Source organism: Planctomycetia bacterium, from assembly GCA_015200345.1.
Classification (GTDB): Bacteria; Planctomycetota; Phycisphaerae; order UBA1845; family UTPLA1; genus PLA3.
In genome coordinates this window covers 3,255,238-3,281,851 of record CP054187.1, presented here as the reverse complement: position 1 = coordinate 3,281,851, position 26,614 = coordinate 3,255,238, and the positions used below count along the sequence as shown (strand labels likewise).

The following is a 26,614-nucleotide window of genomic DNA, read 5'->3' as shown; positions in this document are numbered from 1 at the left end:
AGGAACGATGAAGACACGATCCATTCGTCGCCCATTTGCATTGGCTTGCGTCGCGGTTGGTTTGCTCGCCGCGCGATCCGCATTCGCCGCCGATCAGCTATGGACGCCGCAGCACGTGGCGAAGCTGCGAACCGTCACCAGCGCGATCATGTCGCCCGACGGGACCCAAATCGCCTACACGCTGCTCGTGCCCCGCGATCCGTACGGCGAGGATTTCGACGACGGCGGCGCCTGGTCGGAATTGCACGTGGTTGCCGTCGACGGCAGCGCGCCGCGCCCCTACATCGTCGGCGAGGTCAATATCGACAGCGTGCAATGGTCACACGACGGCCGCGCGCTGTACTTCCTCGCCAAGCGCGGCAAGGACAAGGAGAAATCACTCTATCGCATCCCCGTTGGCGGCGGCGAGGCCGTCCGCGTGCTGAAGCATGAAACCGCCATCGGCTCGTATGCGCTGTCGCCGGATGAGACGCGCGTCGCGTTTCTTGCTGAACCGAAAACGCCCAAGGAAAAGAAAGACCTCGAGGAAAAGGGCTTCACGGCCGAAGTCGTCGAGGAAGACCTCACACCGACGCTCGTCTGGACGGCCGACTTGCGCGCGGGCGCGGCGAAGCCCAAAGCGCTGGCGATCGACGGCTCGGCCTCCGAGCTGTCGTGGAGCCCGGTCGGGGATCGTCTGGCCGTCGCCCTCGCGCCGACGCCGCTGGTGGACGATGAGTACATGAAGCGCCGCGTCCACGTGCTCGATGCCTCGAGCGGCGACGTGGTCATGAAGTTCGACAACCCCGGCAAGCTCGGCGACGTGCGATGGAGTCCGGACGGCCGGCGGCTGGCGATGATCTCCGCCGAGGATGTGAACGATCCATCACCGGGGCGGCTGCTGGTCGGCGATCTGGAGACGGGCAAGCTGAAGGACGCATTGCCGAACTTTGAAGGACATGTTTCCGGCATCGCGTGGCAGGACGCCGACACAATCATGTACGTCGCCGACGTCGGACTCGACGCCACGCTCGGCAAGGTGAAGGTGGACGGCAGCGGACAAAAAACGATTGCCTCATCGGGCACCGCGGCCGTGCTGACGAGCATCACGCTCTCGAAGGACGGCCAGATCGGCGCGTTCATCGGCCATCACGCCTCGCACCCCGGCGAGGTCTTCGTCATGAAGCATGGCGACGCCGGGCCGAAGCGGCTCACCGACAGCAATCCGTGGATCGCTGATATGAAGTTTGCTCCGCAGGAAGCGATGACCTACAAGGCGCGCGACGGCCTGGAGCTGCAAGGCGTGCTCGTTCGACCGCTGGAGGCCGCGGCGAACGGCAAGCACCCGCTGATTCTCTACGTCCACGGCGGGCCCGAGGCCCATGAAGCAAACGGATGGATGACCAACTACTCCCGCCCGGGGCAGGTCGCCGCCGCGCGGGGCTTCGCGGTTTTCTATCCCAACTATCGCGGCAGCACCGGCCGCGGGGTCGTGTTCAGCAAGATGGGCCAGGGCGACGAGGCCGGCCGCGAATTTGATGATCTGGTCGACGCCGTGAAGCATCTCGTCGACGCGGGCATCGCCGACGAAAAGAAGGTCGGCATCACCGGCGGATCGTACGGCGGCTACGCGGCGGCCTGGGGCGCGACAGCCCAGAGCGAGCACTTCGCCGCCAGCGTCATGTTCGTCGGCATCAGCAACACGATCTCGAAGAAAGGCACGACGGATATCCCGAACGAGGACTATCTCGTCCACACGCGATCGCACCTGTGGGAGGAGGGCAAGTGGCAGTTCTTCCTTGAGCGCAGCCCGATCTATCACGTCAAGAAGGCGCGCACGCCGATTCTCATTCTCGCCGGCAAGAACGATCCGCGCGTGCACCCCAGTCAGTCGATGGAGTTATATCGACATTTGAAAACACTCAACCAAGCGCCCGTGCGGCTCGTCTTCTACCCCGGCGAACAGCACGGCAACCGCAAAGCCGCGGCGCGGCTCGACTACAATCTGCGCATGCTGCAATGGTTCGAGCACTACCTCACCGGCCCGGGCGGCGCTCCGCCGGACAGGAAGCTCGACTACGAATTGCCGAAGAAAGACGATTAACGCCGACGACGCCGCACGAGGACGATCCACGCGCCGACCACCGCCGCCATCATGCCCATGCCCGGACCGCATGAAACGCCGCACGGGGGGCTGCCGGCGTTCATGTTGTCGACCGGCAAGGCGTTTACTGTGATTGTCGCCATGGCCTTCGCCTGGCAACCGAGCGAGTCGGTTACAGTCAGTTGCGCGTTGAACACGCCCGGCGCATCAAACTGAAACGCCGGGTTCGCCTCGGTGAAGATCTCATTCACACCGGGGCCCAGCAGCGTCCACGCGAACGTGTACGGCGGAACGCCGCCGCTCGCCGGATCATCCGTCCCCAGCACCACCGACTCGCCCGCGTTGATGATCTGCGCTGCGCCGGCGTCGGCCGTCACCGGATCAGGATCGCATTCATCCGGCACGTTGTTGCCGTTGCAATCGTCTGACGTGTTCGAGGCGAGATCCGCCGCATCGAAAACCCCGTTGTTGTTGCAGTCGGTCTTCGAGTAGGTCCACATGTCGCTGATGAACGTGTTGCCGCTCAAGTCGGTCACACCGGTGTCGTTCAGCACGACGGTCACCGGGCCGTCGGCCGGCGGTGCGAAACCGCTGAAGGTGAACGGCCCCGCCCCGCTGCCGGAGAGATTCACCGCCGGTGAGCCGTTCACCGTGAGCCGCGCCGCCTGCAATCCGGCGATGTTCTCGTCAAACGTCACACTGATCGAGGAGAAAGTGCCGACGTTCGCGCCGATCGCAGGACTGGTGCTGTCGATGCCCGGCTCCATGTTGTCGGCCGCCAGCCCGCCGGTGGACAATCCGAAAGAGACAACGACATTTGTCGATTCATCGCCGAAGCCGACGCCTTCGCCGGATTCGAACTCGTCAACCGTGAACGCGTTGTCCGGGTCGTCCATCGTGCCGAGGATGCCGTCGTTGCCGACGCCGGCGAGGTTCTCCAGGTCGCCGCCCCGATCCATGATGCAGGCCGTCGCGTTGTCGTTGCGCGTGTGCCAGCAGCCCAGAAAATGCCCGGCCTCGTGCGCGACGACGTTGCCCACCACTTTGCCGATGGCGTCGATCAGCGAAAGGCCCGGATCGCGCGGCAGGCTTAGCACGGAGTTGAGATTCCCCGGTCCCGCGCTAAGCAGATCGAGCAGCACGATCGCCGTATCGTCGGTGCTGACGTTGCCGGGATCGACGAACTCGGCGATGCCGATGGTGCTGATGCCGGTTTGGGCGATGGTTCCGCCGACAATCACGCGCGAAACGTTTGCCTGACCGAACGGATCGGGATGATCCCGACTGTTGCGGATCTCGATGTCGTAGTGGCCGACCATCATGTCAACGGGGAAGTCGCCATTCAGCGCCGCGTCGCGCAGATCATCAAACACGTGATCGAGCCTCGCGAGGATGGCGTCGATCACCGCGTTTTCGTCTCCGGGCGCCAGGCCCCAGCCGGAGAGAAACGCCGACAGGGGCGACATGGTCGCCGACGTTCGACCCTCGCCGAACAGCGCGTTGGCGTTGATCGTCGCGCCGTCGAAATCAATAAACAAAATCTGCCGCACCGGCGTGGGAAAGACCGTCTCGATCTGCGCCCGGCGCAGCCGCAGCCGCAGCGTGTAGCTGCCGCTGGTCGCGCCGCTCAACGAAGTGACCGCGAAGAAAAAATCATCGTCCGCCGGGGCGATGAACGTCATCGCGGAATCCGTCGATCTCCCCGCAACGGGCCACGGCGAACCGGGCGGATAAATGCCGTTCAACCCGCCGTGATTGTTGTTGGAGAATATCTGGCTGCCCATCGCATCAAACACGGCCAGCACCGTATCCGGGCCACCGGCCAACGTGACCGTCGCCGCGCCGATGATGTCCCCCTTCTTGAGCGTGACGCGAAACGCATCCACGTCGCTGACCGGATCAATCATGCCGGTCACATCCACGTCAACGTCCTCGCCCATGTCCGTGCCCAGCGGCAGCACGTTGGCCGTGCCCGTTGACCCGTTCGGCTCGGTCTCCGCAAAGCCGATCAGCGCCAGCGGGCCAGCCGGCGGCGCGGGATCGGGCACGACCGGCCGCCCGGCGGGATACTTGCAGAAGGTCATGCTGCCGTCGGCGTTGGTTGCCGCGGTGCGCGAACCAGCAACGGGGGATTCGACGATGCGAAGCGGGCGCGGATCATCGCCTTGAACCGTCGGGGCAGTTATCAGACAAATGACAACAACCAACGCGATCGCGCGCATCGACCTTCCTCCTCATACGAATTCAAACGACTATCCTGGGAGCTGCTTGCGCAACCGCTCGACTTCCGCTTCCAATTCTTTGACTTGCTTCACCAGGTCCGGCAGCTTGCCGAAGACCGCCCACGATCGCAACACTTCCTTGCGATTGAACGCCGGCGCGCCGGCCACGGACGTGTCGCTCGGCACGTCGTTCATCACGCCCGCCATCGCCGCGACCTGCACGTTGTCGCCGATGCTCAAGTGCCCCGCCACGCCCGCCTTGCCCGCCATCGTCACGTTGTTGCCCACGATCACGCTGCCGGCCAGCCCCACCTGCGCCACGAACATGCAGTGCTGACCGATCTTCGTGCCGTGGCCAATGGCGATCTGATTGCTGAACTTCGTGCCGGCGCCGATGAAAGTCCGCCCCAGCGTCGCGCGGTCGATCGAGCAATTCGCGCCGATCTCCACGTCGTCGCCGATCTCCACGACGCCGATCTGCGGAATCTTGATCCATTTGCCGCCGTGCGGTGCGTATCCGAGGCCGTCCTCGCCGATCGTTGAATTGGCGTGAATCGCCACGCGATGGCCGAGGATGCAGCCCTCGTAGATCACGACATTTGAATACAACGTGCAGTCGTCGCCGATCCGGCAGCCGGGGCCGATGAAACAGCCGGGGTAAATCGTCGCGTTGCGGCCAATGGTGACGTCTGCGCCGATCGTCACACCGTGAAAGACGTTGGCGTTCTCGCCGAGCTTCGCGCTGGGATGAATGACGGCCCGCGGGTCGATCCCCCGGCTTTCGCCAATTGCAAACGGATGCCGACGATAGCCGTGCAGGTGAACCACGACCGCACACATCGCCGCGTACGGATCCTTCGTGCGCAGCAGCGCCAACCCCGGCGGCGCAGCCTGGTCGTTCGACACGATCACCGCACCGGCCTTCGTCGTGCCGAGCATCTTTTCGTACTTGGCGTTGGACAGGAAGCTGATTTCGTCCGGCCCGGCCTCTTCCAACGTCGCCACCCCGCGCACCATCCGCGCGGCGTCGCCCTCGACCGTCGCCGGCATGTTCAGCTTGGTCAGTGCGTCAGCCAGTGCCTGGAGTGTTTGTCTCATGCGCGCGTCGTCCCCTCCGTGGTCCGGCGGGTTGAATGCTAACGACGCATCCGGCGGAATGTCAAACATCAGCCGCTTGTTTCAGCCGATCAACCACGACCGACGCCGCGACGCGGCATCTACTTGTATAATCCGCGCGATGACGACGAACATGGAAAACGCCGCGCCGCATACACCCCTCCTGATCCGCGCGTGGCTGGCCGCACCGGATTGGCTCTTTCGCGCGATCGGCGCGGCGACCTTTCTCGGCTATCTGACCCTTCAGGTTCCCGACTACTTCAGCGACTTCTGGCGGGTCGGCGCCTATTTCCATTTCGCCGGCGGCCGGTCTTTGCATCTGCCCTGGGGCCGCATCCTGATCGACATGACCTTTCTGCTCATCGCGCTGGCGTTCTGCCTGCGCGTGCCGCCGCGGCAACGCGCCGACCGCCCGATTCAGATCATCCTCCCATTCGCCGCCGCGTTCTGGCCATTCCTGCCATTCGTGGTGGAGGCCGCCGGCAAATGGACCGGCGCAGCATGGCTGCCGAGCTACAAGCAATTCATGATGGATCCGGCGACGTGGTCGGCCACTCGATTCCTGGTCGGCTCGGGGCTGATCATCCTCGGCAACGCGCTGGACGTCTGGGGCTACGGCACGCTTTTGCGCTCGTGCAGCATCGTGGCCGAGGCGCGCGAGCTGAAAGTGACCGGCCCTTATCGAATCGTCCGTCACCCCATCTATCTGGGTCAGATGCTCGCGCAATCGGGCGTGTGGTTGTTCTATGCGCAGCGGCACTGGGTTTGGGCGGCGTTTTTCTTTTGTTTTGTCGCGATGCAGCTCTGGCGATCGCGCATCGAGGACGCGGTGCTGGAGCAACACTTCGGCGAGCGCTACGCCCGCTGGAAAGCCCGGACGTTCTGGTTTGTGTAGCGCGCGCCGCCCGTGGCTGCCCGCCGGGGTCACCGCGGTTAAAATCCCTGCGTCGCCGCGGAAGGAACGATTCGCATGAGCCTTGCAACGATCGTGGTCGTGGAAGATGAACCCGCCATCCGTGCGGGCGTGGTGGCGGCGCTGCGGGCCGGCGGCTATGAGCCGATCGAAGCCGCCGACGGCGAAGCGGGCCTGATGCTGGCGCGGCGCGACGGCGTGGACCTCGTGCTGCTGGACCTGATGCTTCCCAAGATGGACGGCATGGTCGTCTTGAAGGAGCTTCGCAAGACTCACCCGACGCTGCCGGTGATTATCCTCACGGCGCGCGGCGGCGAGAACGACCGCGTAAACGGGTTGAAACTTGGCGCGGACGACTACGTGGTCAAACCGTTCTCGGCGCGGGAGCTGGTGGCCCGGGTGGAGGCGGTGCTGCGCCGCAGCCCGGAGAGGCCGCAGCTTGTTTCGCGCCTGGCGATCGGCGCAGGCGAGGCGGACCTGGAGCGGCGTGAGCTGAAGAACGGTTCGACGTGTGTCTCGCTCTCGGAAATGGAAAACGCGATACTGTCGCACTTGGCGGCCAATCCTGGGCGGGCGATCTCGCGTGAGGAACTGCTGACGCGCGTCTGGGGGTTGCCGGGCGGCGGCGTCGAGACGCGCACCATCGATATGCACATCGCCCGCCTGCGCGCCAAGCTCGATGAGATCAGCGGCGCGCAGGGCCGCGAGTACATCGTCACGGTGCGCGGCAAGGGCTACATGCTGGGCGACGGCGTGCGCGCCGTGGCGGCGGAGGGACGATCGTGAGTCTGGCCCGCGCGACCGGCAAAAAGGCCTGGACGGCGATTGCCGTGATCTGGCTGCTGGTCTGCGGCGGACTGGGCTGGGCGACGGACGCGGCGATTCAACTGGAGCGTTTCGAGGCCCGCGCCGAACAGGCCCGCGAGGACGAGGCTGCCATAAAACTGGCACTTGCCCGCCTCGAGCGCAGCGTCGCCGTCGTGCTGGAGCGCGAGAACTCCCGGCCCTACGAGCACTTTCGCCCCTATTACAACCTCGCGCACCCCCTGCACGCGGGCGATCTCACCGAACTGCGCCAGCCGGTCAAGCTCGCCTCGCCGCTCCGCACCCTGCCCGAAGCGCCAAGCTGGCTGCTGCTGCACTTTCAGGCGTCCGAGTTGCAGGGCTGGAGCTCGCCCCAGCTCGAAGCCGGCGACGCCGCCGCCCCCGCTGCCGGCGTCTTTCCCGCCGCGGATCGCGAGCGCCTGTCCACCGCGGAAAACTGGCTCGCCTCGCTCAAGGAGAACTACTCCCCCTCGGCGCTGCAACACCTGCTGGAAGAATCGCTGTCGTTCTACGCCGCCATCAATCGCTACGGCGACATGACGCAGGCACCGCCCGCCGACGACGGGCGCGGTCTGCAACGCGATTCTAGTCAATTTGTCCGCCGCGGCGAGCGATTGCTCGAGATGACCCGCCAGATGGGCGAAACCTGCGAACCGGAGACCGTCGCCCTGGACAATCTCCAGGCCGGTGAAAGCCTGCGCGGCGTCGACCCGGCCGATGATTGCGTTCCGCTCCTGCGCACCCCGATGATTCCCGTCTGGCTGGACATCACGCGCGACGGGAGACTGCAACTCGCCCTGGTCCGCTCGATGAGCGTGCAGACCAGTCAGTTCTGCACGCTTCAGGGCGTGTTGCTCGACTGGGAGCGCATGCATACGCACCTGGAAAACATGATCGCCGAACGGCTGCCCGGCGCGCGGCTTGTTCCGCTTCGCCCGGGCGCAACGCTGACGCCGGCCATCCTCGGCACCATGATGCAGAACATTCCCGCATGGCTGGAGATTCCGCCGCGCCCCGCGCCGCCTGTTGTCTTGTCCAGCGGCTTGCGCACCGGCCTGACCATTGCCTGGCTGACAACGTTCGCGGCACTGGTGGGCATCACCTACGGCACGCTCAAGTTCGTCTCATTGACCGAGCGGCGCATGCAGTTTGTCGCCGCCGTCACGCACGAGCTGCGAACGCCGCTCACGTCCTTCCAGCTTTACAGCGACCTGCTGCGCGACATGCCCGAGGAGAACGCCGATCTTCGCCGGCAATACGCCGATGCGCTCCAGCAGGAGTCCCGCCGGCTGGCGCGCCTGGTGGAGAACGTGCTGGCCTACGCCCGCGTCCAGGACCGCCAAGCCGCGCTGAATGTCAGCGATATGTCACCTTCCCAGGTGCTCGAGCTGGCCGCCACCTGCGGGAAACCCATCGCGGCGAAACACAACAAGTCGCTGGTGCTGGAGAACCGCTGCCCACCGGACGTGCGGCTTCGGACCGACGCCGAATTCGTCCTGCAAATCCTGCTCAATCTCATCGAGAACGCCTGCAAGTACAGCGCCGGCGCCGCCGACCGCCGCGTCTGGATCACCGCATCCGCCGACAGCGATCGGACCGTGCGATTCGAGGTCGAGGACGCCGGCGAAGGCGTGCGACCACGGGATCGAAAACTGATCTTCCGTCCGTTTCGCCGCAGCGACGCGGCCGCCGGCACCACGGGCGGCATCGGTCTGGGGCTGGCCCTTTCGCGCCACTGGGCCCAAACGCTCGGCGGCAGCCTGACGCTTCAACGCAGCAGCCGAAACGGCGCCGCGCTGTCGTGTTTCGCGCTGCGAATTCCTATCCATCGCTGAAGCCGCGCTTCGATTCATGGCGCGCGATTCCATCCGCCCGCGATCGGCTCATTTTGCCGAGCCCCGCGCAGAACTCGCCCGTTCAACTGCGCCCCCGTCCCGGACCGATACACACTCGGTCCAAAAACAATGCGCCGATTCACGAAGGAGTGCCCGTGAGCGAAGCCCTGGCCGTCGGTTATCCCATCGCTCCCAAGACCCCCGTCTCACCATCCGCCTGGACCGGCCATCTCACCCGTTTCATCAATTATCTCGTCACGGAGTGCGGCCTCGCCGCCAACACGATCGAGGCGTACCAGCGCGATCTGCGCGCGTTCATCGCCGAGTTGGACGTGCAGTGCGTGGCGCGGCCCGAAGACCTGCGCCTGCAAGCGGTTCGCGCGTTTCTCGTGCGACTTGGCGAGCGAAAACTGGCGCTCTCCAGCATCGCGCGGCACCTGGTCTCGGTCAAAATGTTCCTCCGCTACCTGCACATGACCGGGACGCTGCGAGAAGACCTCAGCGCGCTGCTGGAGACGCCTCGCAAATGGCAGACGCTGCCCGACACGCTGCACCGATCGCAGGTCGAGGCGCTGCTGGCCGCACCGCAGCCGGGCGAGCCGTTCTTCGCGCGCGATCGCGCCATCCTCGAAGTGCTGTACGCCACGGGCATGCGGGTGTCGGAACTCGCCGGCCTGAAAATCCGTGACTTGAATCTTGGCGTCGGGTACGTCCGCGTCTTCGGCAAGGGCGGGCGCGAGCGCATCGTGCCGCTCGGCGGGCACGCCATCGAATCGGTCCGCCAATACCTGCGCGGTCTGCGGAGCGTCCTCACCGAATCCACCGATGCCGACGGCGCGCTCTTCGTCACGCGCACCGGCAAACCGATGGATCGCACGAACATCTGGCGGCTCGTGAATCGCTGCTCGCTGGCGGCCGGCCTGCCCGCGCCGGTCGGCCCGCACACCCTGCGACACTGCTTCGCCACGCACATGCTCGAGGGCGGCGCCGATCTGCGCGTCGTGCAGGAGCTGCTGGGCCATGCCGACGTGGCGACGACTCAAATCTATACCCACGTCGATAAAAACCGCCTGAAATCCATCCACCAGAAGTTTCACCCGCGGCAGTAATCAATCCCCGCCGCCCGCTTCGCCCTCGCCGCTCGGCCGCTCCGGCGGAAGCCGATGCATCGCCCATACGTCGTCGTCCGGCGTCGGCTGGGAGCGTTCGCGCAGCAGATAGGTTCGATACCGTCGCGAGAAATGCACCACCGCCGCCGCCCCCACGCAGAAAACCAGCAGCAGCACGACGCTCCAGAGAACGATCTGATTCAGCCGCCAAACGCGCGGATCGCGCCGAAGCGCCTCCGCGTCCGACGTTTGCGTCGCCGCGGATGGCTCGTTCCGGGTCGCTGCCGCGGTCGTGGCCCCACCGGCTCCACCCGGCGATCGCGTCGAATCCGCCGCACCCGGCTGGTCGGCGAACGCGACCGCCCCCATCGCCAGCCAGCCAATCCAGATCGCCGCGTGCCGCGCGCCGCGCCCCCACCTGATCGACCGGCTCCCGGTGGTCGAGGTCATCAAAGCATTCCCGCCCACAGGCCCGAACGCGGATTGCCCAGCCCGCTCTCCGCCAGCGCCTGCAACGATTCACGCTGAAGCGGCGTCAGCGACGCCGGCGCGACAATCTTGACAACTGCATAAAAATCACCCCGCCCCGCGCCCTTTGGATTCGGCATCCCCAGCCCCGCGAGCCGCAGCTTCGCCCCGCTGCTGGTCCCAGGCGGAATCGTCACCGTCCGCGGACCATCGGGCGTCGGCAGATCCACCTTCGCCCCCAGCGCCGCCTCGACGATGGACACCGGAACTTCCAGATAGACGTCGTCCCCCTCACGACGATAATACGGGTGCGGCGACACCTCGCACCGCACGAACAAATCCCCCGCCGCGCGACGGCCCAAGCCAGGCTGACCCTTCCCGCGCACCCGAATCCGCTGACCTGACCGAACGCCCGCCGGGATCCGTACCTCAATCGTCTCGCTTCGCCGACCGCCGCTCAACTCCAGTTGCAACGTTGTGCCACGCAGCGCCTGGTCAAAGCTCAAGGTCACCGTGTGCTCGATGTCGCGACCGCCCATGGGCCCCGCCTCTTCGAAAGGCGATCCGCCATCGTGCCCGCTGAACATCTGCTCGAAGATCGAACCGATCCCGCTCCCGCGCCCACCGACCGACCGGCCAGCGAAATTAAAAATGTCCGCGAAATCCGACAAATCCACCGGCTCCCCATCCGTCGTACTCCACACGCTCCCTCCTCCCGCACGCGGATCAACGCCACCATGGCCGAACTGGTCGTACCGCGCGCGCTTGGTCGCATCGGACAGCACGTCGTACGCCTCCTGCACCTCCTTGAAGCGCGCTTCGGCGTCCTTGCTCTGCTTGTTCTGATCAGGATGGTACTGCTTGGCCAGCCTGCGATAGGCCCGCTTGATCTCCGCCTCGTTCGCCCCGCGCGAAAGGCCCAGGACCTCGTAGTAATCTCGTTTGGACATGGATGGATGCAGGCTCGAAAGTCCGGACCGGCTATCAACCGTCCGCCTTCGCCGCGATTATAGATGCCGGGCGACCGGACTCGCAAACCACACGTTCTCGCCGCGCCGCCGGCGTGCATCCATCGCCCGACACGACTACCATTTCCTCCTGTGGCGGGGACGCGGCGCGATCGCCGAATCGCCCCGACCCACGTGAAGGACCACACCATGAAAGTCGCATGCGGGCAGATGCGCGCCGTCACGATCAATGATGCGGCGTCGGTCTGGCCGATCGTCGAGCGCCACGCCGAACAGGCCCATCAGGCCGGCGCGGACTTGCTCGTGTTGCCCGAGACGACGTACCCCGCCTATTGGCTTGAATCGGTCGAGCGGTACCTGCGCGAGGACATCGAACGATCTGCCGCCGTCCTGACGCGCTTCGGGCAAATCGCCCGGCGTCACGCGATGTGGCTGGTCGCAGGCTTTGTCGAAGAACGCGAGGGCAAACTGCACAACAGTGCCGCCGTGTTCGATCGGCGCGGCGAGCTGATCCACATCGCCCGCAAGAGTTTTCTCTGGGATTGCGACAACCGCTGGTTTGAGCCGGGCTGGCAGATCGCGGCCTTCGACTCCGAGTTCGGTCGAATGGGCGTGCTGATTTGCGCCGATTGCCGCGCGCCGGAAGTGGCGGCCACGCTCGTGTCCGACGGCGCGCGCATCCTGCTGCTGCCGACGGCCTGGGTCAACGCCGGCCCGCGCGGAATCTATCGCAACGTTCATCCCGAGTTTCTTGTCCGCGCCCGCGCGATGGAGTTCGGCGTGCCGATCGTCTGTTGCAGCAAGAGCGGCGCCGAGGCGGACAAGCTGGAGTACGTCGGGCAAAGTCGCGTCGTGGATGCCAGGGGCGAGACCCTCGCGACCGCGCCGGCGGAAGGCGATCCACTGATTGTCGCCGACGTGTCGCCAGGCCGACCGCGCCCCCCGCACCCGTCGGAAAGCGACATGAGTCGATTATTCGCGCCACCGGCGGCGGTCCCGATCGATCGCCATGGAACGCAGGTAGAAGTGAACCCCGCCGGGGCGATCGACGCCGTGATGACCAAACTCGTGAACGCCGGCGGCCGCATGGCGATCCTGGAAAGCGCCGATGCCGAATCATTTGTGCGTGCTCGGTGCGAGGCCATGCAGGGCGCGTCGATTCTGTGGTTTGACGGTCCGCCGGTTGATGAAGCGCTGCTTCGTGCCCGCGCGGCGGAGAACCGCGTCTTCGTCGTCGCTGCCGACGAGCGGATTCGACTGATGGTTTCGCCCGACGGCGGCATTGCCTGGCGCGAGGCATCGGAGAACTCGAAAACTGCCGACGCGCCGGTGCAACTCAATCTCGCCGACGCCGAGGTCAAGCTCTACACACCGTCAACGAATCTCTGGATACAGCGCCGCGTGGCGTGCTATCGGCTCGGCAGACCGCCGGAGCCGGAAACCATCGCTTGCACATCCGGTTCGCCGGCGCGCCCCGCGTGAGATCGCACCAGCGACGGCGCGGGCGGCCTGGGCGCGATGCCCTCCCCGGACGGGTTCACCACGATAAGACGATTGTCTCGAATCGGCCCGTCGAGCTGCTCCACCGTCACGCGCGCCGCGCGATCCTGCAAGGCCGCAGCATCGGGCAGCACGAACGCGCGCACCGCCGACTGCCCCGGTCCCAACGCCCGGATCATCTGCTGTTCCTCCGCGCGACCCGGCGCGAGCAGCACGCAGCGAAGATTCAGCACCGACTCGGATCGATTCGTCACGCGATGGTACACGCGCAGCGCCGTCCCCTCCGCACGGGTCAGCACGTTGACATCCAGCGCCGCGCTCCCCACGTCCACCGCGGCTCGCAAGACCATCCCATCCAGTTCGTCGCCCGCCGCCTCCAATCGACCGAGTACCTCCACCCGTCCCGACGATTGATTGCTTGGCACGCGAACGGTTAATGGCGTCTCCTGCGCTCCGGCGGCGCCGAGACTGACACGCACAACGGCCGGCGAGACCCCCCAGCCTTCCGGCGCGGTCAGGCGGATCAGACCGTATAGCGGCGTCGTGTGCGGATTGATGAACTTCAGCCGCACCGATTGCGGATGTGGACCTGGACTGATGACCGCAGGTTCCACCTGGAAACGTGCCAGCGCACGCATTCGGCTTTCTGATACACCTGTCAAGATGCTGGGAAGCAACCCGACCGCCAGCGTCCGCCCGCCCGTCGCGCGGCCCAGCGGCAGCGGCCTTCCTGTCACATCGAAGTATTGGCATTCATCGCCGATGTCCCATGTCAGCGCCTCGCCCGATCCGCTCGGCCCGTCCCGCCAAAGCACCACGCTGCACGATCCGTCCGATGCTCCGCGCAACACAAAGCCGCGAACGCCTTCGCCGGGGGACAGCGGCTCCACCGCATCGCGCCCGCGCAGGATGCCGCCCAGCGCCGCCAGGATGGGAAACTCCTCCGTCGGCTCCAGTCGGCCTCCCTCTTCCGCATCGCGTGAGTGCCACGGTTGTTTCACAAATACGATTCGCGCGCTCTGACAGCGACCGAGCAATACGCGCTGGGCGAACTCCGCCAGACCGGCCTCGGCCCCGCCTGGAATAAGCTCCATCGGGCAGACGGTCAGCCAGTCCGCCTTCGCCGCGTTCAGCGCCAACTGGTTCCGAGCCGACACCAGCGGCCGAGCCTGATAACTGCTAAGCACCTTGTTTATTCCAACCGGCGCCCGCGCATCGCCCAGCATCCGCGGCGCGACCAATCGCCCGGCGCCAATCAGAGAATCCAATTCATGTTGAACGGCCGTTGCGGCCGATTCGATCGCGGCCGGTTCAAGCGTCGCCGCATCCTCGTCACCGCCGATTTGCCATAGCCCGACGTGCGATCCGAATCGCGTCACCGTCAGCGCCAGGTAGGGCCGCCAGATCGCCGCCGGTCCGCGCAACACATCCAGCAGCCCCACCCGTGGCGAGTCATATTGCGCAGCCAGGCCCGAAGGAACCTCTCGAAGGACACCGATGACAAGGATACCGCGCCGATGCAGGCCCTCAACGAGTGCCGCTGTTACGGCATCGCCCGTGACCACCGCGCCGTCCGAAAGGTCCGCTCGCCACAGGGGCAATTTCACGGCGGCCGGTTTCAGCACGTCCATCAGCGACAGAACCTCCGCCAGGCGCTCCGGCGACGGCGGTTCCAGGATCAGGCCGATGCCCCGCGCGGTGTCCGCGGAGCTCTCACGCACGATCGCGTCCTTTGCATTCGCCGCAGGACTCGGCGTGCTCAACCCGGTCTGACAAGACGCACAAGACGCGTCGCCCCCGACGCATACGAACGGCAACGACTTCGAAGCCAGCATCTTCCCCTCGCTCGTCACCTCCACGCGCGCCGTGTAGCGCCCGGGGCAGGGCACGGGCAGCTCCGTTTCTTCGATGGGCGAGGCAGGTGAGACGACGGGAATCCGCCGGTCAAGGGTCGCGCGACCGAACGCATCGGTGATCGTCAACGTCGCGGCGAGGTCCGCCGCGTCGATTTCGGCGACGCCCACGCGCAGGCGCGCCGTACGCCCGACAAACACGCTCGACGGGGTCGCCGGTTCGAGCGTGACCCGTGGCACGCGTGTCACAATTATGTCATCGAACCACGCGCCCCCCTGCACCCCCTGTCGAATCACGGGACAAAGCCGCTGGTCCGCATCGGCCGGCGCCGCGTCCGAACGAACGGCGCACGCCAGCCCCATCCACCGCGCTCCATCAACCCCGCCGGAAAGCCGAACCGTCACACGCGACCACGTCGAATCCGACCCCTCGGAACCACGCACCGCCCGACCGGATCGCCGGCTCCCGGGAATCTCCCGCAGGGCGTGATCAAGGTAGAAGGCCTCGAGCGTTGCACCGGCAAATGAGAGCCGGTCAGTCCGAATCGACGCGCTGATTTCGTAGTCGCAGCTCGGATGCACGTCGATGGCCCGCGTGAGGTACTCCGCCGCGGTCGCTCCGCCGGCCAGATTTAATCGAAACGCCGGCCCCGTCGGACCCGCATTCGGATCAATCTGCATGGCCGCGAACCGGGGATAGCCGGGTCTTTCCACGCGGCGCCAGCCGATGGGCATGGCCTCGTAGTTGCCAAGCTTCGCCTCATCAAAGTCAAATGTCTTTATAATCCGCTGGGACGCACGATGCGAGACCGTCGCATCCGGAACTCGCTCATGCGGTCCGCTCCCGTCGTATGCGCGCGCGGGGCCGCTCTCTGCCCACGCCGCGACCAAGCCCGCCAGAATGAGAAACTTGTCTCTGCGCAAGCGACCCCCAGTTGATCGAACGACTCATCCTTTCCCGCCGATCCGCATCTCATATCGGGGAGCGCTCCACAAGCCTTCAGACTCGAACCAGAGGGGATCGTCCGGTCCAGAATGCGCAATTATCGAACCCCCATCGTGTTGCGCTGGCCTCGGCCTGGGTTTATCACCGATAAACAATCTGGTGCCAGTCCTGCAAACCGCAACGGAGTCCGACTAAATGAGCCGCCCGATTCGCTTCTTCGGTTCAGTGCGCAACCGGTCCCTGAACGTCGCGTTAATCACGATGAGCATGGCCCTGCTCGGCGGCTGCGAATGGGATTCCGAGCTGTTCAAACGGTTTCGGGAGGGGGCCGGACCGGGCTTTGTCGAAGGCGCAACGCAGTCGGCGGTCAACCCACAAAACCCCGACGAGGGTCTCCGGGTTGCATGGGCGGCGTTCTGGGAGGGAATCGGCGGCATAATCCAACCGCGAACATCCTCGTCCGGCGGGTAACAAAATAGCACTAAATTTGAACTGAATGTTTTTAACGATTTCACTAGACCAATAAAAAGCCGCTCAATTCTAATATGTAAGCTGTTTATTAGCAGTATATTATATTACAATCATGAGTCGTAGAAATTTGGTTGTATTTTCATGAACGATTTGATTGATTTTTATCAGGTAATAGGGTAAAATCATGGCAGAAATCCCGTACAGCCGAGAACATTTTTTCGTTCTCGTTGGTATACACCTTTGTGGATTGACGTGCCCGGACTAAAGGATCCGGCTGAAAGTTGGGTAGCGAAATGGCCATGATGAGAGTCACAACGAAGCCTTCGGATCGCCGAGCGTTGGCAGGCTGGATGATTCCCCCGCCCTATGTGGCCAACGAGGAGTTGCGCGGCCGACAGGTTGAGCAGCGGCTCTTCGCCAACTGGCCTGGACCGGCCGAGGGCAGCGGTCGCGTCACGCCCGAGGAGGAGACCCTGCTCTTTAAGCAGCTGCACTACTGCGGCTACGCATTGAGCAAGATCTATCGCGCTGCACACCGAGATCCGAAGCCGTCGCTGCGCAAGCGCTACGCGCTCTGGCTGCATCGCTACCATCAAATCCGATCGCGCCTGACCGAGGGGAACCTCGGCCTCGTGTACGATTTGATCGGTCGCACGCGATTTGAAAATCTCGATCGCGAGGAACTGACCAGCGAAGGGATGATGGCATTGCTCCGCGCGGTCGATACGTTCGACCCGTGGCGCGGTTTCCGCTTCAGCACCTACGCCTGCAACGCGATTCTGCGAGCTTTCTCGCGGGCCGCGCTGCAGGATACCAAGCGTCGCAGCAAGGTCGCCGGTCCGTGGGACCCCGACTTTGAAGAGAGTGATCTGCCCGAAGCCCGCAAGGCCGATCAGCGTGCGCTCTTCAGCGAGCGGCTCCAACGCATTCTGCGCCTGGACAACGCCGAGCTGACCGACATCGAGAAGACCGTGCTCGCACGGCGCTTCCCCATGGAGCAGGGCCGGCAGCGCCAGACGCTCGAAGACATCGGTCGGCAAATGCGCGTCAGCAAGGAGCGCGTCCGACAGATTCAGCTCGGCGCCATCGCCAAGCTCCGCAAGGCCATCGCCGAAGACATGGTCCTGCAATAAGGCCGGGCTTCGACAATCTCTTGTTGCACACTGACTCGCCCGTCGGAATGATCTTCCGCCGGGCGTTTTTCTTGCGCCCGCAGATCGACAGCACCGATACGATTGACCCCCGCCACCCGATTTGCCCAATGCTCGAATCCGGCCGATACTGATTCGCCTGCATGAGTTCAACCGCCAACGCGAACGGGTCGGAGCAACGTCACTGGGTGGATCGCCTGGTCCGCGTCGAGCCGCGCGCTCCGTGGATGGTGCCGTACCTCGCCTACCTGTTCTTCTTCATGCTCACCGACCTGTTCCCGAAACAGCTCGGGCATGTTGCCATCGTTCTGCACACACTCGCGGCCCTGTACGTCGCGTGGTTGTTTCGCCGGCATCTCCCGTCGCTGGGGCGACCGCACATGCTGACGTCGCTGGTCGTGGGGGTCGGCGCCGCGTGGCTTTGGGTGGCGGGGCAGCACTGGCTCGACGGCGTCACGGTCGGGGGAATGAATCTCGGCGGTCAGTTCCCGCTGTTCAACAAGATGACCTTTCTGTTTCCCTCGGGCGGCGAGCCGGCCAACCCGCACGCCGATTACGGCGACGGGGCGGCGTTCTGGGCGCACGTCGTGTTGAAGATCACGCGCGCCTGCACGGCGGTGCCGATCGTGGAGGAGCTATTCTGGCGCGGGTTCATCCTGCGCGCGTTCGTGAAGTGGGAGCGGTTTGACGAGGTGCCGCTGGGGACGTTCACCTGGTTCTCGTTCCTCGGCAGCTCGGTGCTGTCGATCCTGCAACATCCGAACAACTGGGGCGTGAGCGTCGCCTGCTGGATGCTCTTCAACGCCGTGTTCATCTGGCGGCGCAGCCTGATGTGCCTGATTCTCACGCACGCGATCACGAATCTTGTGTTGTATGTCTATGTGGTGCAGTCGGGCGATTGGCGGTTCTGGTGAATTCGTGGAGTCCGGGACTTCGACGCTCGGCGAAATCAAGAACGCACTCTCGAGGACACTCCATTCGTCGTAACAGCGATCTGATACGTCGCTTCGCGCGCAGCGGCTGGGCGAAGGACGCCCGCCGCTACACCTTGCCCAAGCAGGCAGAATCGAAGAGGTAAAAAGACAGCCGCCGGTCGAAGGGCGACCGGCGGCTGTTGGAGGTCCTAGTTTACACTTTGATGTCGCCTGCCGACGATCGGCCGACGACGGGTAGAGGTCTTAGCGTCGGCGGCGAATGAGGCCGAGAGCGCCCAGACCGAGCAGAGCGAGCGTCGAGGGTTCCGGCGTGACCTGGATCCGCAGGAAGCCGCTGTCCCACGTGCCGTCAACCTGGTTGTTCACGTCGTCGAAGCTCTCGTGGAAGTCCAGGCGGAGCATTCCGTTGGGCAACGGAATGATCGGAATCTGGACGTCCGGCAGCTTGATGACCGGGTTCGAGAACGTGCCGGTGCCGGGCGTGTTTGTGCCCGCACCGGGTCGCAGGAAGAGACCCGAGCCGTCCGGATTGATGTTGTCATCAAAATAGACGCGCAGTTCGCTCTGCCAGCTGCCGCCGAGAGCCGTCAGCGTGACGTCCCAGCCAATGCCGTTCATGGCAATGGGGGTACCCGACGCAAGACCGACGCACGCGGCAACGTCCAGAATGACGATCGTGTTGTCCGGATCCTGATAGGCATCCCAGCTCTGGATGCCCGCGACGTTGAAGTTGCAGATCAAGCCGGCCTCCGGGTTGTCCAACTGGCTGTAATCCTGGCCGGCAGGAGCATCAGCCTTGTTCGCCTGCATCGGTCCCATCTGCGTCAGCAATTGAGCAGAGGCGACGCTGGCCGTGGCCATAATGGCCAACGCAGCAACTAGCACTCGTTTCACTGTTCTCCTCCTTCTTAAAAAAACCACTTCCCAATTCCTCCGCTGCACCCACTCCATCGTGGATAGCCGCGACAATTCGCCAGACAACCGGCCATCAAGACACTGGTCTATCAAGAGACACGTCGTCCGCTGACCGAATCTTCTGTACTATTACACACGGTATCAGAACCGGACAAACAATTCAAGCTTTTTGGGGGGTTGTTAAGATTTTTTCGAGATATTCCTAACCTCCATAAACCATGATGCCTCAATAAGTTGCGAAAAATCACGCACAGGCCAGCAGTCCGGCATTCTAACACGAATCAACCATAAAACACTGAACAATATAGGGTTAAGACCGGATCGACGAGATTTCCCTGCTCCTGCCATCCCAGCTGCTACCGCGGCTCCATCGCTACTTCGACCCCATTCACGATGACGCCGATGCAATGAGTCGTGTATTCAAACGGATCCCCGTCATACAGGGCGAGGTCGGCTTCCTTCCCCAACTCCAGGGAACCGACCCGGTCGGAGATCCCCAGAATCTTCGCCGCCTCGATGGTCACTGTACCGAGGGCTTGCTCAAACGTGAGGCCGTTCGCCGCTGCGATGGCCGCCTCGAATAACGCGACACGGGTCTTGGGGACGTAGCTTTCAAATCCGCTTTGCAGCGCGACGGGGATGCCGGCCTTGATCAACCTTGCGGCGGTCTCCATGCTCAAGTTCTCCGTCTCGCCCGGCCCGCTGCGCGTCATGGTCGGATGCAGAATCACGGGCACACCGGCCTTCTTGATCTCATCCATGACCAGATAGGATTCGGCGGCTCCGTCCAGCACAATTTTGATCTTGAACTCGCTCGCGACGCGCAGCGCCGAGACGATATCCGTCGCGCGGTGCGCCGTCACCAGCAGCGGCCATTCGCCATCCAGCACGCGGACCATTGCCTCCATTCGCAGATCGCGGTCGGGCCGCTTCTTCTCGTCCTCCACTTTCAGCTTGCGGCGATAATCACCGGCGCGCACAAGCTGCTCGCGCAGGATCGCCACGGCTTTCGAGCGAGTCCCCGGCACCTTCTTCTCCGCATCGCGGCCCTTCGCGCGCGCGTCCTCGCCGAGCGTGCAGGCCAGCATCGCGGTCGGCCGCACGAGTGCGTCTTCCACCGTGTTGCCGGCCGTCTTGACGATCAGCGTCTGGCCGGAGATCACCGCACCGGGTGCATGACCGGTGTGAAGGGTTGTGATGCCGAAGCCGCGGACCCATTCGATCAGCCGCTCGCGCGGGTTGTAGGAGTCCAAGGCGCGCAGCTCGGGCTGAATCGGTTCGCTCACATCAAGCTGATCCTGATCCTGGTCCTGGTTCAGGTAGCCGGTCAGACCGACGACGCTGTGCGCGTCGATCAGGCCGGGCGTCACGACTTTGGCGGAGATCGTGCGCAGCCCCGCCGGGATTTGAACGGCCGACGCCGGCCCGACGCGCGTGATGCGGTTTCCTTCCGTCAGCACGACGCCATCCTTGATGGGCGGTCCGGCCATCGTGTAAACGGTCTCCCCCCGGATGGCGAGCTGTGCGGCGGCGGGGAGCGGGGTGACGCTCGAAACGCTCCAGGAGGCCAGGAGAACAAGCCACGCATACGGTTTGTGCAGTCGACGCGTCATCAGCGGTGCTCCTCCCGGCCTTCAAAGCAGCACAGGTGCATTTCCTGCTCTTTGCCGGCGCCGTAGCCGCCGACGGCGTAGAGCAGGTCTTTCGGATCGCTTCGGTCAAACACCTTCACGCCCTCGACGTACGTTTCCAATACTTTTGTATAAACGCTGAAGGGGTCGCCCGACAGCACGATGAAATCGGCGTCCTTGCCGATCGTCAGCGAGCCGACGCGATGGCCCAGGTCCAGCATTTTCGCGCCCGCCATCGTCAGGGCATACAGAGCCTTCTCACGCGACATCCCGGCGCGGACCCCCAGGGCCGCCGAACGAAAAAAATGGCGGGAATCGTTGATCCAGTCGTCGGTGTGAAAGGCCGTCAGCACGCCGGCTCGCTCCAGCACGGCGCCGGTCTCCATGCGCATGTCCATCGCTTCGATTTTCCCGCCGGGGCTGTCCACCAGAATAATCGAGCACGGCACGCCCGCCCGCGCGATTTCGTTCGGGACCTTCCACGCCTCGCTGACGTGGTGCAGCACGACGCGGAACTTGAACTCTTCCGCGAGTCGAAGCACCGTCAGGATGTCGTCGGCCCGATGGGTGTGGTGATGGACGATGCGCTTGCCGTCGAGCACCTCGAGCAAGCCTTCCAGTTCCAGGTCGCGATCCGGGCGTTTCTCCGGATCGTCCTTGCCCTGTTCGAGCTTGCGGCGATAGTCCTGCGCTTTGATGAACTTCTCGCGCACCAGCGCGGCCGATTTTGAACGCGTGCCGGGGAAGGGCGCCTCGCGCTGCGAGTTGGTCCCGTTGGCCATCTTCATGCCGCCGAGAATCGCCCCCGACTCGTCGTGAATGGCCATCTCTTCGATGGTGCCGGACTTGCGTGTCTTGAGGTAAATCGTCTGGCCGCTCAACAGGTGTCCTGAACCCGGCATCACGTTCATTGTGGTGATGCCGCCGGCGCGAGCGCGGATGAAACCGGGGTCGCGCACGTTGACCGAGTCCAGCACGCGCACGCTCGGCTGGATCGGCGCGCTGCCGTCGCCGCCCCAGCCGCCGCCGATGTGACTATGCGTGTCAACCAGCCCGGGCATGATGAACCTGCCGGTCGCGTCGATTCGCTCGGCGTCAGGCGGAATCACGGTCGAATTGGCCGGGCCGATCGCGGTGATCTTCCCCCCTTGCACGAGAAGGGTGCCGGAAAGGATCGCCGGCCCATCGATCGGGATGATTCTTGCACCGGTGATCGCCAGCGGCTTTTCTTGCGCGCCCGCCGCCGCACACCATCCCAACACGCACCACACCCCCACGAACACGAATCTCATTCCAACACCTCCCGGCCGAAACGCTCGTCGGCTCCTCCACGCGGCGAATCATAGCACAAGCCCGGCAGCATATAATCGTCACGGGGGACCATCAGGCCGGGGCCTTTCGGGATCATGATCCACGCGCCGAGTCATCCCGTGCGACGTTTCGGGCCGCGGGCCTGGATACCGCGTCAGTCGGCGTTCACCCTGATCGAAATGCTCGTGGTGATTTCGCTGATCGCCGTGCTGCTGGCGCTCTTGCTGCCGGCGCTTCGCAGCGCGCGGGAGCAGGGCAAGGTCGTGCGCTGCCTCGCCAACCTGCGCGGGATCGCACAGGCCACGTTGATGTACATCGAGAGCGAGAAACGCGCCGTGCTGCCGTTCTACCAGATTCCACCGCACGCCGCATACGCGGGCCAGGTGGAGCTTTATACCCCGCTCGTGTTTGGCGGCTATCGCTCGACCCGACCTTCGCCCGATGGGCTTGTCATCGACGCGAGTCTTTATCCTGCCCAGCTTCGCCCCCTCAACGCCTTCGTCGATCCGACGGCCTCGGCGTCGCTCGCGCCGGCCGACCGCGGCCGTGACGTGATCAAGCTTTATCAATGCCCCGGAGACCGAACGTATTCGACGTCCGTCATCGGCGCGGAGCCGGTGGACGTGCTCGATGAGCCGCTTGCCTCGCACGAAGCCAACGGAAGCAGTTATTGTCTCAATTCGCGTTTCATGCAGGGCTACGCCGGAGGGAACGGGACCTTTTTGATCGAGGATTCGCCGGCATATTCGCTTCGCCTCGCGGAATCGGGCGCCTTTGTCGGTGGCAAAGCGTCGCGATTCATTCTCTGGATGGAGCAGGGGTTTTACAGCGCGGCCTATCGCGCCGAGCCGACGCTTCCCAACGGCGCGGCTCCCCAGCGCGAGGGCTGGCACCGTCGATTTTCGGCCTGGGCAGCGGGATTCGCCGATGGTCGCGCGGACTACGGCTATTACGATACGCGGCTGGTATTCGGGCTGGGCGGGACCATTTGGCAGCCCTGAACGCCCGCCGAACAGGCCGGTCGCCACGGGAGCGCAACAAGGCGGCGCACCTGTGTGGACAGGGTTTTTGTTCGGCCCTTATACTCTTTGCGGCAATCGTTTTACAACAACTGCCGGGAGTGAACCGCGATGCAGAAGGTCAAGATTGGAATCATTGTCGGGGCGATCGCCCTGGCGGGCATTATTACATTCATGTGCAACAAGGATCAGGAGCCGATCGAGGTGGCGGCGGATGATCCCAAGTCTCCCTGGCTGTGTGCCGCGTGCAACCACCAGTTCGAGTTGAACAGCAAGGAAGAGTTCGAGGCCGCGCAGAAAGTCCCGAACAATCTGCCGCCGCTGCTCTGCCCACAGTGCAAAGCGCGTGAAGCTTGGCGTGCGAATATCTGCGAAGAGTGCGGCACGGCTTACTTTGGTGCCGAAGTGCCCAATTCGACCGGCGTATGCCCGAAGTGCCATCCGGACGCCAAACCCAAGGCCCCCGAAGACGTTCAGGAAGAGGAACAAGGGGTCGAAGAAGGCGTCCGCGAAGAAGGCACCCAGCGGGTTCGCCGCGCGATCTGACGACCGATTCCGGTCATGCCGCGTTCATTCTCTGCGCGGTCGATCATCCCGGAGACCGCTGAATTCGGGAGGTTTCGGCCCGCGCTGGGTTATACTTGACACAGCCTGGAGGGTGAAACGATGGAGTTCCATACACGGCTTGGCCGCCAACGGGAGGGTGTTGACGCGCGAGGTGCGTTCACTTTGATCGAATTGCTGGTCGCCATCGCAATCATCGCCCTGATGATTTCGATCCTGATCCCCGCGCTGAACAAGGCCAAAAACGAGGGCACCAAGGCTGCCTGCATCAACAATCTGCGTGAGATTCTCAAGGGCAGCCAGATGTATTTTGACGACAGCGGCAATCACGGCCTGGTACCGTGGTATCAGATGCCGGTCCACGAACAGTTCAACAACATCAACTTTGTCACGCCCTGGGTCTTTGGCGGCTTTCGTGCGCCGGCGCCGGATACCACTGACGGGAACTGGCAGAATCGCGATTCCAATGCCTATCCGGCGCAGATTCGCCCATTGAACAAATTCATCGATCGCACGGCGACTGCGGATCTGCTGAATCTCTCGGTGCGCGGGCGAGATCTCATCAAGTCTTTCATCTGCCCGGGGGATCGTTCCGCGATGACGGTTTCGATTGCCGGTGATCCGGTCGATCTGGACCCGGAGCAATCGGTCAGTTCGTGGCAGTCCAACGGCAGCAGCTTTACGCTGAATACGCGTTTCTATCAGGGTTATTTCGGCAACAACTTCAACGGCCCGTTGAACAACGCCGATCGTCGCGACGCGGCCAATGCCCGCATCGCCAAGCACATGGTCGGAGGCGGCGCGGCGCGATTCATCTTCTGGATGGAACAGGGCATGTACGCCTCGCTGCACTCGGCGGCCCCCACGCATGCCCAGAGCCAGGCCGGCACGCCGCGCTTCGGCTGGCATCGCAAGTTCTCCACCTGGAGCGCCGGCTTCGCCGATGGCCACGCCCAGCACGGATATTTTGACACTCGTATTATTTATGGCATGGACGGCACGATCTGGCAGCCCAATTTCGCCGGCCCGCCGGACATGTAACCACCCCGTCGAATCCCAGCGTTTCCCAGGCCGGCCGGCTCGCGCCATCACGACGCCAAGCCGTTCCGCCGTGGGGGGCGTCGTCCATCGAACCGGCTCGTGTCCCGATGCGAAAGGAACCCCGCATGACTGCCCAGGAAGTGATCAAGCAACTCAAAGCGCTCGGCAATGAAAAAGTGCGCGCGCACAACACCAGGTACGGCGCCGGCAAGAATCAGTTCGGCGTCCTGCACGGCGATATTCGAAAGCTCGCCAGGAAGATCAAGATCAACCACGAGCTGGGGCTGGAGCTTTGGAAGACCGGCAACGTCGACGCCCAGCTCCTGGCGGTCCTGATTCTTCAACCGAAATCCCTCTCGGCGCGGGATCTGGAGAAGCTGGTGAAATCCGCCGCTTTCGCCCATGTGGCGGACTGGCTGCACTCCTACGTCGTGAAGGTCCACCCCGAAAAGGAGACGCTCCGCCAGAAATGGATGACGACCAACCACCCCATGGCCGCGCGATTCGGCTGGGGACTGACCGCCGGGCGCGTGGTGAAGGATCCCGACGGTCTGGACCTCCCGGCGCTGCTGGATCGCATCGAATCGGAAATGGCGAAGGCCGACCCCCTGGTGCAATGGACGATGAACACCACGCTGGCGGAGATCGGCATTCACCATCCCAAACACCGCAAGCGCGCCCTCGCCATCGGCGAGAAGATCGGCCTGTATAAAGACTGGCCGGTTTCGAAGGGCTGCACGCCGCCCTACGCGCCGATCTGGATCAACGCAATGGTGAAACGGCGAGGATGAACGGGTTTGATTCAGTCAACGGAGCCTGCCCCCGCTTTCCGCCTGCTTGTCAGGCTCGACCTACCCCGTTTGACGCAGACGCCAGAGGTGAATCTACACCGCCAGCGCCGCCACGCGCGAGAGGTATTGCCCCGCGAGCTCGCCGAGAAAGACCAGCACCATCGAGAGGTAGAAGAGCGCCGTCGCCGATTGCGTTGCGCGATGCTTCACGCAGTCCCACGCCATCCACGCGAACACGGCCACGCCGATGACGCCCAGCCCGCCGCGCACGCAGATCATCAGCCAGAACCAGATCACGTCACCCGCCGGGCGCTGCGAACCGGCCACCACGGGCACGAGCATCGCCACGACCCAGATCGACCGCGCCCCCACCGCCGCCAGGTGCAGCCGCGCCAGCAGCCGAAGCGGCGCGATGGGCATGTCCGTATCCGTCAGGTAACGATGGCCCAGCAGCATCGCGCTGGTCACGGTGCCCAGCAGCATCGCGCCCAGCACGGTCGACACGACCAGCGCCCAGCTCGGCGCGGCGCGCGTCGAAAGAAGCAATACGTCTCGATGCAGCGCCAGCGCCACGGCCGCGCTCATCGCTCCCGCCCCACCCAGCGCCGCCGCCCAGCGCTGCGACACGCCGATGCGATCCGTCTGCGCTGCATTCAGGAACAGCCATACAGCGCTGGCAACGGCCGCGGCCGCCAATCCCCCCACCGCCGTCATTTGCATCGCGTCACCGCGCGGCCAGCCGGCCTCGCGCAGCAGCATCGCACCGGCCAGAAAGACCATTGCCAGACACACAGCCGCCATCAGTCGGACATACTTCCAGCCTGACAAGCCCAGGGCGGAAACGGAGACGATGAGAAAACAACCCGCCGCGAATTGTGCAAGAAACGCCGGCAACATGCCCGCCAGCTTAGCGGGATCGGGCAACGGCGACCAGCGGTTGATCCACG

Annotated in this window: 22 protein-coding genes; 13 read left to right on the top strand and 9 right to left on the bottom strand. The window is 64.2% G+C overall.

Features of this window, described 5'->3' with window-relative positions; genetic code table 11:
* The first annotated feature begins 7 nt into the window (after positions 1-7).
* Complete coding sequence (locus tag HRU71_13350; GenBank protein QOJ04414.1) at positions 8-2,083, top strand: S9 family peptidase; 2,076 nt, start codon at positions 8-10, stop codon at positions 2,081-2,083.
* On the opposite strand, the gene HRU71_13345 is transcribed toward HRU71_13350, so the two are convergent.
* Both HRU71_13345 and lpxD read right to left on the bottom strand, forming a co-directional pair.
* Positions 2,080-4,305 carry a hypothetical protein gene (locus tag HRU71_13345; GenBank protein QOJ04413.1) on the bottom strand — a complete coding sequence of 742 codons (2,226 nt, stop codon included), beginning with the start codon at positions 4,303-4,305 and terminating at the stop codon, positions 2,080-2,082. The genes HRU71_13350 and HRU71_13345 overlap by 4 nt on opposite strands.
* Before the next feature lie 30 nt (positions 4,306-4,335).
* A complete protein-coding gene (gene lpxD, locus HRU71_13340; protein ID QOJ04412.1) occupies positions 4,336-5,472 on the bottom strand; it encodes a UDP-3-O-(3-hydroxymyristoyl)glucosamine N-acyltransferase in 1,137 nt (378 codons plus the stop codon).
* Between the two features lie 70 nt (positions 5,473-5,542).
* Here lpxD and HRU71_13335 point away from each other — a divergent pair, with 70 nt between their 5' ends.
* From HRU71_13335 to xerD, 4 genes are all read left to right on the top strand, one after another.
* Positions 5,543-6,316: an isoprenylcysteine carboxylmethyltransferase family protein gene (locus HRU71_13335; GenBank protein QOJ04411.1), complete on the top strand. Its 774-nt coding sequence runs from the start codon at positions 5,543-5,545 to the stop codon at positions 6,314-6,316.
* A 75-nt stretch (positions 6,317-6,391) separates the two neighbouring features.
* A complete protein-coding gene (locus HRU71_13330; protein QOJ04410.1) occupies positions 6,392-7,120 on the top strand; it encodes a response regulator transcription factor in 729 nt (242 codons plus the stop codon).
* A complete protein-coding gene (locus HRU71_13325) occupies positions 7,117-8,994 on the top strand; it encodes a HAMP domain-containing histidine kinase (GenBank protein QOJ04409.1) in 1,878 nt (625 codons plus the stop codon). The genes HRU71_13330 and HRU71_13325 overlap by 4 nt, the downstream gene beginning before the upstream one ends.
* Before the next feature lie 155 nt (positions 8,995-9,149).
* Positions 9,150-10,103, top strand: coding sequence for a site-specific tyrosine recombinase XerD (gene xerD, locus HRU71_13320; GenBank protein ID QOJ04408.1), 954 nt, complete (start codon positions 9,150-9,152; stop codon positions 10,101-10,103).
* On the opposite strand, the gene HRU71_13315 is transcribed toward xerD, so the two are convergent.
* Together HRU71_13315 and HRU71_13310 are read right to left on the bottom strand one after the other, a co-directional pair.
* Positions 10,104-10,553: a hypothetical protein gene (locus tag HRU71_13315; GenBank protein ID QOJ04407.1), complete on the bottom strand. Its 450-nt coding sequence runs from the start codon at positions 10,551-10,553 to the stop codon at positions 10,104-10,106.
* The gene (locus HRU71_13310; protein ID QOJ04406.1) at positions 10,553-11,521 is read right to left on the bottom strand and encodes a DnaJ domain-containing protein; all 969 of its coding nucleotides are present in this window, start codon (positions 11,519-11,521) and stop codon (positions 10,553-10,555) included. The genes HRU71_13315 and HRU71_13310 overlap by 1 nt, the downstream gene beginning before the upstream one ends.
* A gap of 207 nt (positions 11,522-11,728) precedes the next feature.
* Here HRU71_13310 and HRU71_13305 point away from each other — a divergent pair, with 207 nt between their 5' ends.
* Entirely contained in the window at positions 11,729-13,021 is a 1,293-nt protein-coding gene (locus HRU71_13305; GenBank protein QOJ04405.1) for a carbon-nitrogen hydrolase family protein, read from the top strand.
* On the opposite strand, the gene HRU71_13300 is transcribed toward HRU71_13305, so the two are convergent.
* On the bottom strand, positions 12,949-15,816 hold the full coding sequence (locus HRU71_13300) for a hypothetical protein (protein QOJ04404.1): 2,868 nt from the start codon (positions 15,814-15,816) through the stop codon (positions 12,949-12,951). The genes HRU71_13305 and HRU71_13300 overlap by 73 nt on opposite strands.
* 217 nt (positions 15,817-16,033) lie before the next feature.
* On the opposite strand from HRU71_13300, the gene HRU71_13295 reads away from it, so the two are divergent.
* From HRU71_13295 to HRU71_13285, 3 genes are all read left to right on the top strand, one after another.
* On the top strand, positions 16,034-16,309 hold the full coding sequence (locus HRU71_13295; GenBank protein ID QOJ04403.1) for a hypothetical protein: 276 nt from the start codon (positions 16,034-16,036) through the stop codon (positions 16,307-16,309).
* Positions 16,310-16,608: 299 nt separating this feature from the next.
* Positions 16,609-17,442 (top strand): sigma-70 family RNA polymerase sigma factor, encoded by an 834-nt coding sequence (locus HRU71_13290; protein QOJ04402.1) that lies wholly within the window; start codon positions 16,609-16,611, stop codon positions 17,440-17,442.
* Between the two features lie 161 nt (positions 17,443-17,603).
* A complete protein-coding gene (locus tag HRU71_13285) occupies positions 17,604-18,374 on the top strand; it encodes a CAAX prenyl protease-related protein (protein ID QOJ04401.1) in 771 nt (256 codons plus the stop codon).
* Positions 18,375-18,638: 264 nt separating this feature from the next.
* Here HRU71_13285 and HRU71_13280 read toward each other — a convergent pair whose 3' ends face one another.
* The 3 genes from HRU71_13280 to HRU71_13270 form a co-directional block, all read right to left on the bottom strand.
* Positions 18,639-19,256 carry a PEP-CTERM sorting domain-containing protein gene (locus HRU71_13280; GenBank protein QOJ04400.1) on the bottom strand — a complete coding sequence of 206 codons (618 nt, stop codon included), beginning with the start codon at positions 19,254-19,256 and terminating at the stop codon, positions 18,639-18,641.
* 410 nt (positions 19,257-19,666) lie between these two features.
* Positions 19,667-20,923 (bottom strand): amidohydrolase family protein, encoded by a 1,257-nt coding sequence (locus HRU71_13275; protein ID QOJ04399.1) that lies wholly within the window; start codon positions 20,921-20,923, stop codon positions 19,667-19,669.
* Positions 20,923-22,233 (bottom strand): amidohydrolase family protein, encoded by a 1,311-nt coding sequence (locus HRU71_13270; GenBank protein ID QOJ04398.1) that lies wholly within the window; start codon positions 22,231-22,233, stop codon positions 20,923-20,925. The genes HRU71_13275 and HRU71_13270 overlap by 1 nt, the downstream gene beginning before the upstream one ends.
* A gap of 114 nt (positions 22,234-22,347) precedes the next feature.
* Between HRU71_13270 and HRU71_13265 the strand changes: the two genes are divergently transcribed.
* The 4 genes from HRU71_13265 to HRU71_13250 all read left to right on the top strand — a co-directional run bounded on the left by HRU71_13265 (position 22,348) and on the right by HRU71_13250 (position 25,667).
* Positions 22,348-23,253 carry a prepilin-type N-terminal cleavage/methylation domain-containing protein gene (locus HRU71_13265; protein QOJ04397.1) on the top strand — a complete coding sequence of 302 codons (906 nt, stop codon included), beginning with the start codon at positions 22,348-22,350 and terminating at the stop codon, positions 23,251-23,253.
* Positions 23,254-23,382: 129 nt separating this feature from the next.
* The gene (locus tag HRU71_13260; protein QOJ04396.1) at positions 23,383-23,817 is read left to right on the top strand and encodes a hypothetical protein; all 435 of its coding nucleotides are present in this window, start codon (positions 23,383-23,385) and stop codon (positions 23,815-23,817) included.
* 120 nt (positions 23,818-23,937) lie between these two features.
* The gene (locus HRU71_13255; GenBank protein ID QOJ04395.1) at positions 23,938-24,876 is read left to right on the top strand and encodes a type II secretion system protein; all 939 of its coding nucleotides are present in this window, start codon (positions 23,938-23,940) and stop codon (positions 24,874-24,876) included.
* A 125-nt stretch (positions 24,877-25,001) separates the two neighbouring features.
* The gene (locus HRU71_13250; GenBank protein ID QOJ04394.1) at positions 25,002-25,667 is read left to right on the top strand and encodes a DNA alkylation repair protein; all 666 of its coding nucleotides are present in this window, start codon (positions 25,002-25,004) and stop codon (positions 25,665-25,667) included.
* 93 nt (positions 25,668-25,760) lie between these two features.
* Here the strand turns inward: HRU71_13250 and HRU71_13245 are convergent, their stop codons facing one another.
* Entirely contained in the window at positions 25,761-26,591 is an 831-nt protein-coding gene (locus tag HRU71_13245) for a hypothetical protein (GenBank protein QOJ04393.1), read from the bottom strand.
* Positions 26,592-26,614: the final 23 nt, after the last annotated feature.

What these genes read in the sequence shown, in the direction of transcription:
- HRU71_13310 (QOJ04406.1), bottom strand. Translation starts at nt 11,521, where the DNA reads ATGTCCAAACGAGATTACTACGAGGTCCTGGGCCTTTCGCGCGGGGCG.
- HRU71_13250 (QOJ04394.1), top strand. Translation starts at nt 25,002, where the DNA reads ATGACTGCCCAGGAAGTGATCAAGCAACTCAAAGCGCTCGGCAATGAA.
- HRU71_13290 (QOJ04402.1), top strand. Translation starts at nt 16,609, where the DNA reads ATGATGAGAGTCACAACGAAGCCTTCGGATCGCCGAGCGTTGGCAGGC.
- HRU71_13345 (QOJ04413.1), bottom strand. Translation starts at nt 4,305, where the DNA reads ATGCGCGCGATCGCGTTGGTTGTTGTCATTTGTCTGATAACTGCCCCG.
- HRU71_13335 (QOJ04411.1), top strand. Translation starts at nt 5,543, where the DNA reads ATGACGACGAACATGGAAAACGCCGCGCCGCATACACCCCTCCTGATC.
- HRU71_13330 (QOJ04410.1), top strand. Translation starts at nt 6,392, where the DNA reads ATGAGCCTTGCAACGATCGTGGTCGTGGAAGATGAACCCGCCATCCGT.
- HRU71_13275 (QOJ04399.1), bottom strand. Translation starts at nt 20,923, where the DNA reads ATGACGCGTCGACTGCACAAACCGTATGCGTGGCTTGTTCTCCTGGCC.
- HRU71_13260 (QOJ04396.1), top strand. Translation starts at nt 23,383, where the DNA reads ATGCAGAAGGTCAAGATTGGAATCATTGTCGGGGCGATCGCCCTGGCG.
- HRU71_13285 (QOJ04401.1), top strand. Translation starts at nt 17,604, where the DNA reads ATGAGTTCAACCGCCAACGCGAACGGGTCGGAGCAACGTCACTGGGTG.
- HRU71_13265 (QOJ04397.1), top strand. Translation starts at nt 22,348, where the DNA reads ATGATCCACGCGCCGAGTCATCCCGTGCGACGTTTCGGGCCGCGGGCC.
- HRU71_13270 (QOJ04398.1), bottom strand. Translation starts at nt 22,233, where the DNA reads ATGAGATTCGTGTTCGTGGGGGTGTGGTGCGTGTTGGGATGGTGTGCG.
- HRU71_13315 (QOJ04407.1), bottom strand. Translation starts at nt 10,553, where the DNA reads ATGACCTCGACCACCGGGAGCCGGTCGATCAGGTGGGGGCGCGGCGCG.
- HRU71_13280 (QOJ04400.1), bottom strand. Translation starts at nt 19,256, where the DNA reads ATGGCCACGGCCAGCGTCGCCTCTGCTCAATTGCTGACGCAGATGGGA.
- HRU71_13350 (QOJ04414.1), top strand. Translation starts at nt 8, where the DNA reads ATGAAGACACGATCCATTCGTCGCCCATTTGCATTGGCTTGCGTCGCG.
- lpxD (QOJ04412.1), bottom strand. Translation starts at nt 5,472, where the DNA reads ATGTTTGACATTCCGCCGGATGCGTCGTTAGCATTCAACCCGCCGGAC.
- HRU71_13305 (QOJ04405.1), top strand. Translation starts at nt 11,729, where the DNA reads ATGAAAGTCGCATGCGGGCAGATGCGCGCCGTCACGATCAATGATGCG.
- HRU71_13295 (QOJ04403.1), top strand. Translation starts at nt 16,034, where the DNA reads ATGAGCCGCCCGATTCGCTTCTTCGGTTCAGTGCGCAACCGGTCCCTG.
- HRU71_13255 (QOJ04395.1), top strand. Translation starts at nt 23,938, where the DNA reads ATGGAGTTCCATACACGGCTTGGCCGCCAACGGGAGGGTGTTGACGCG.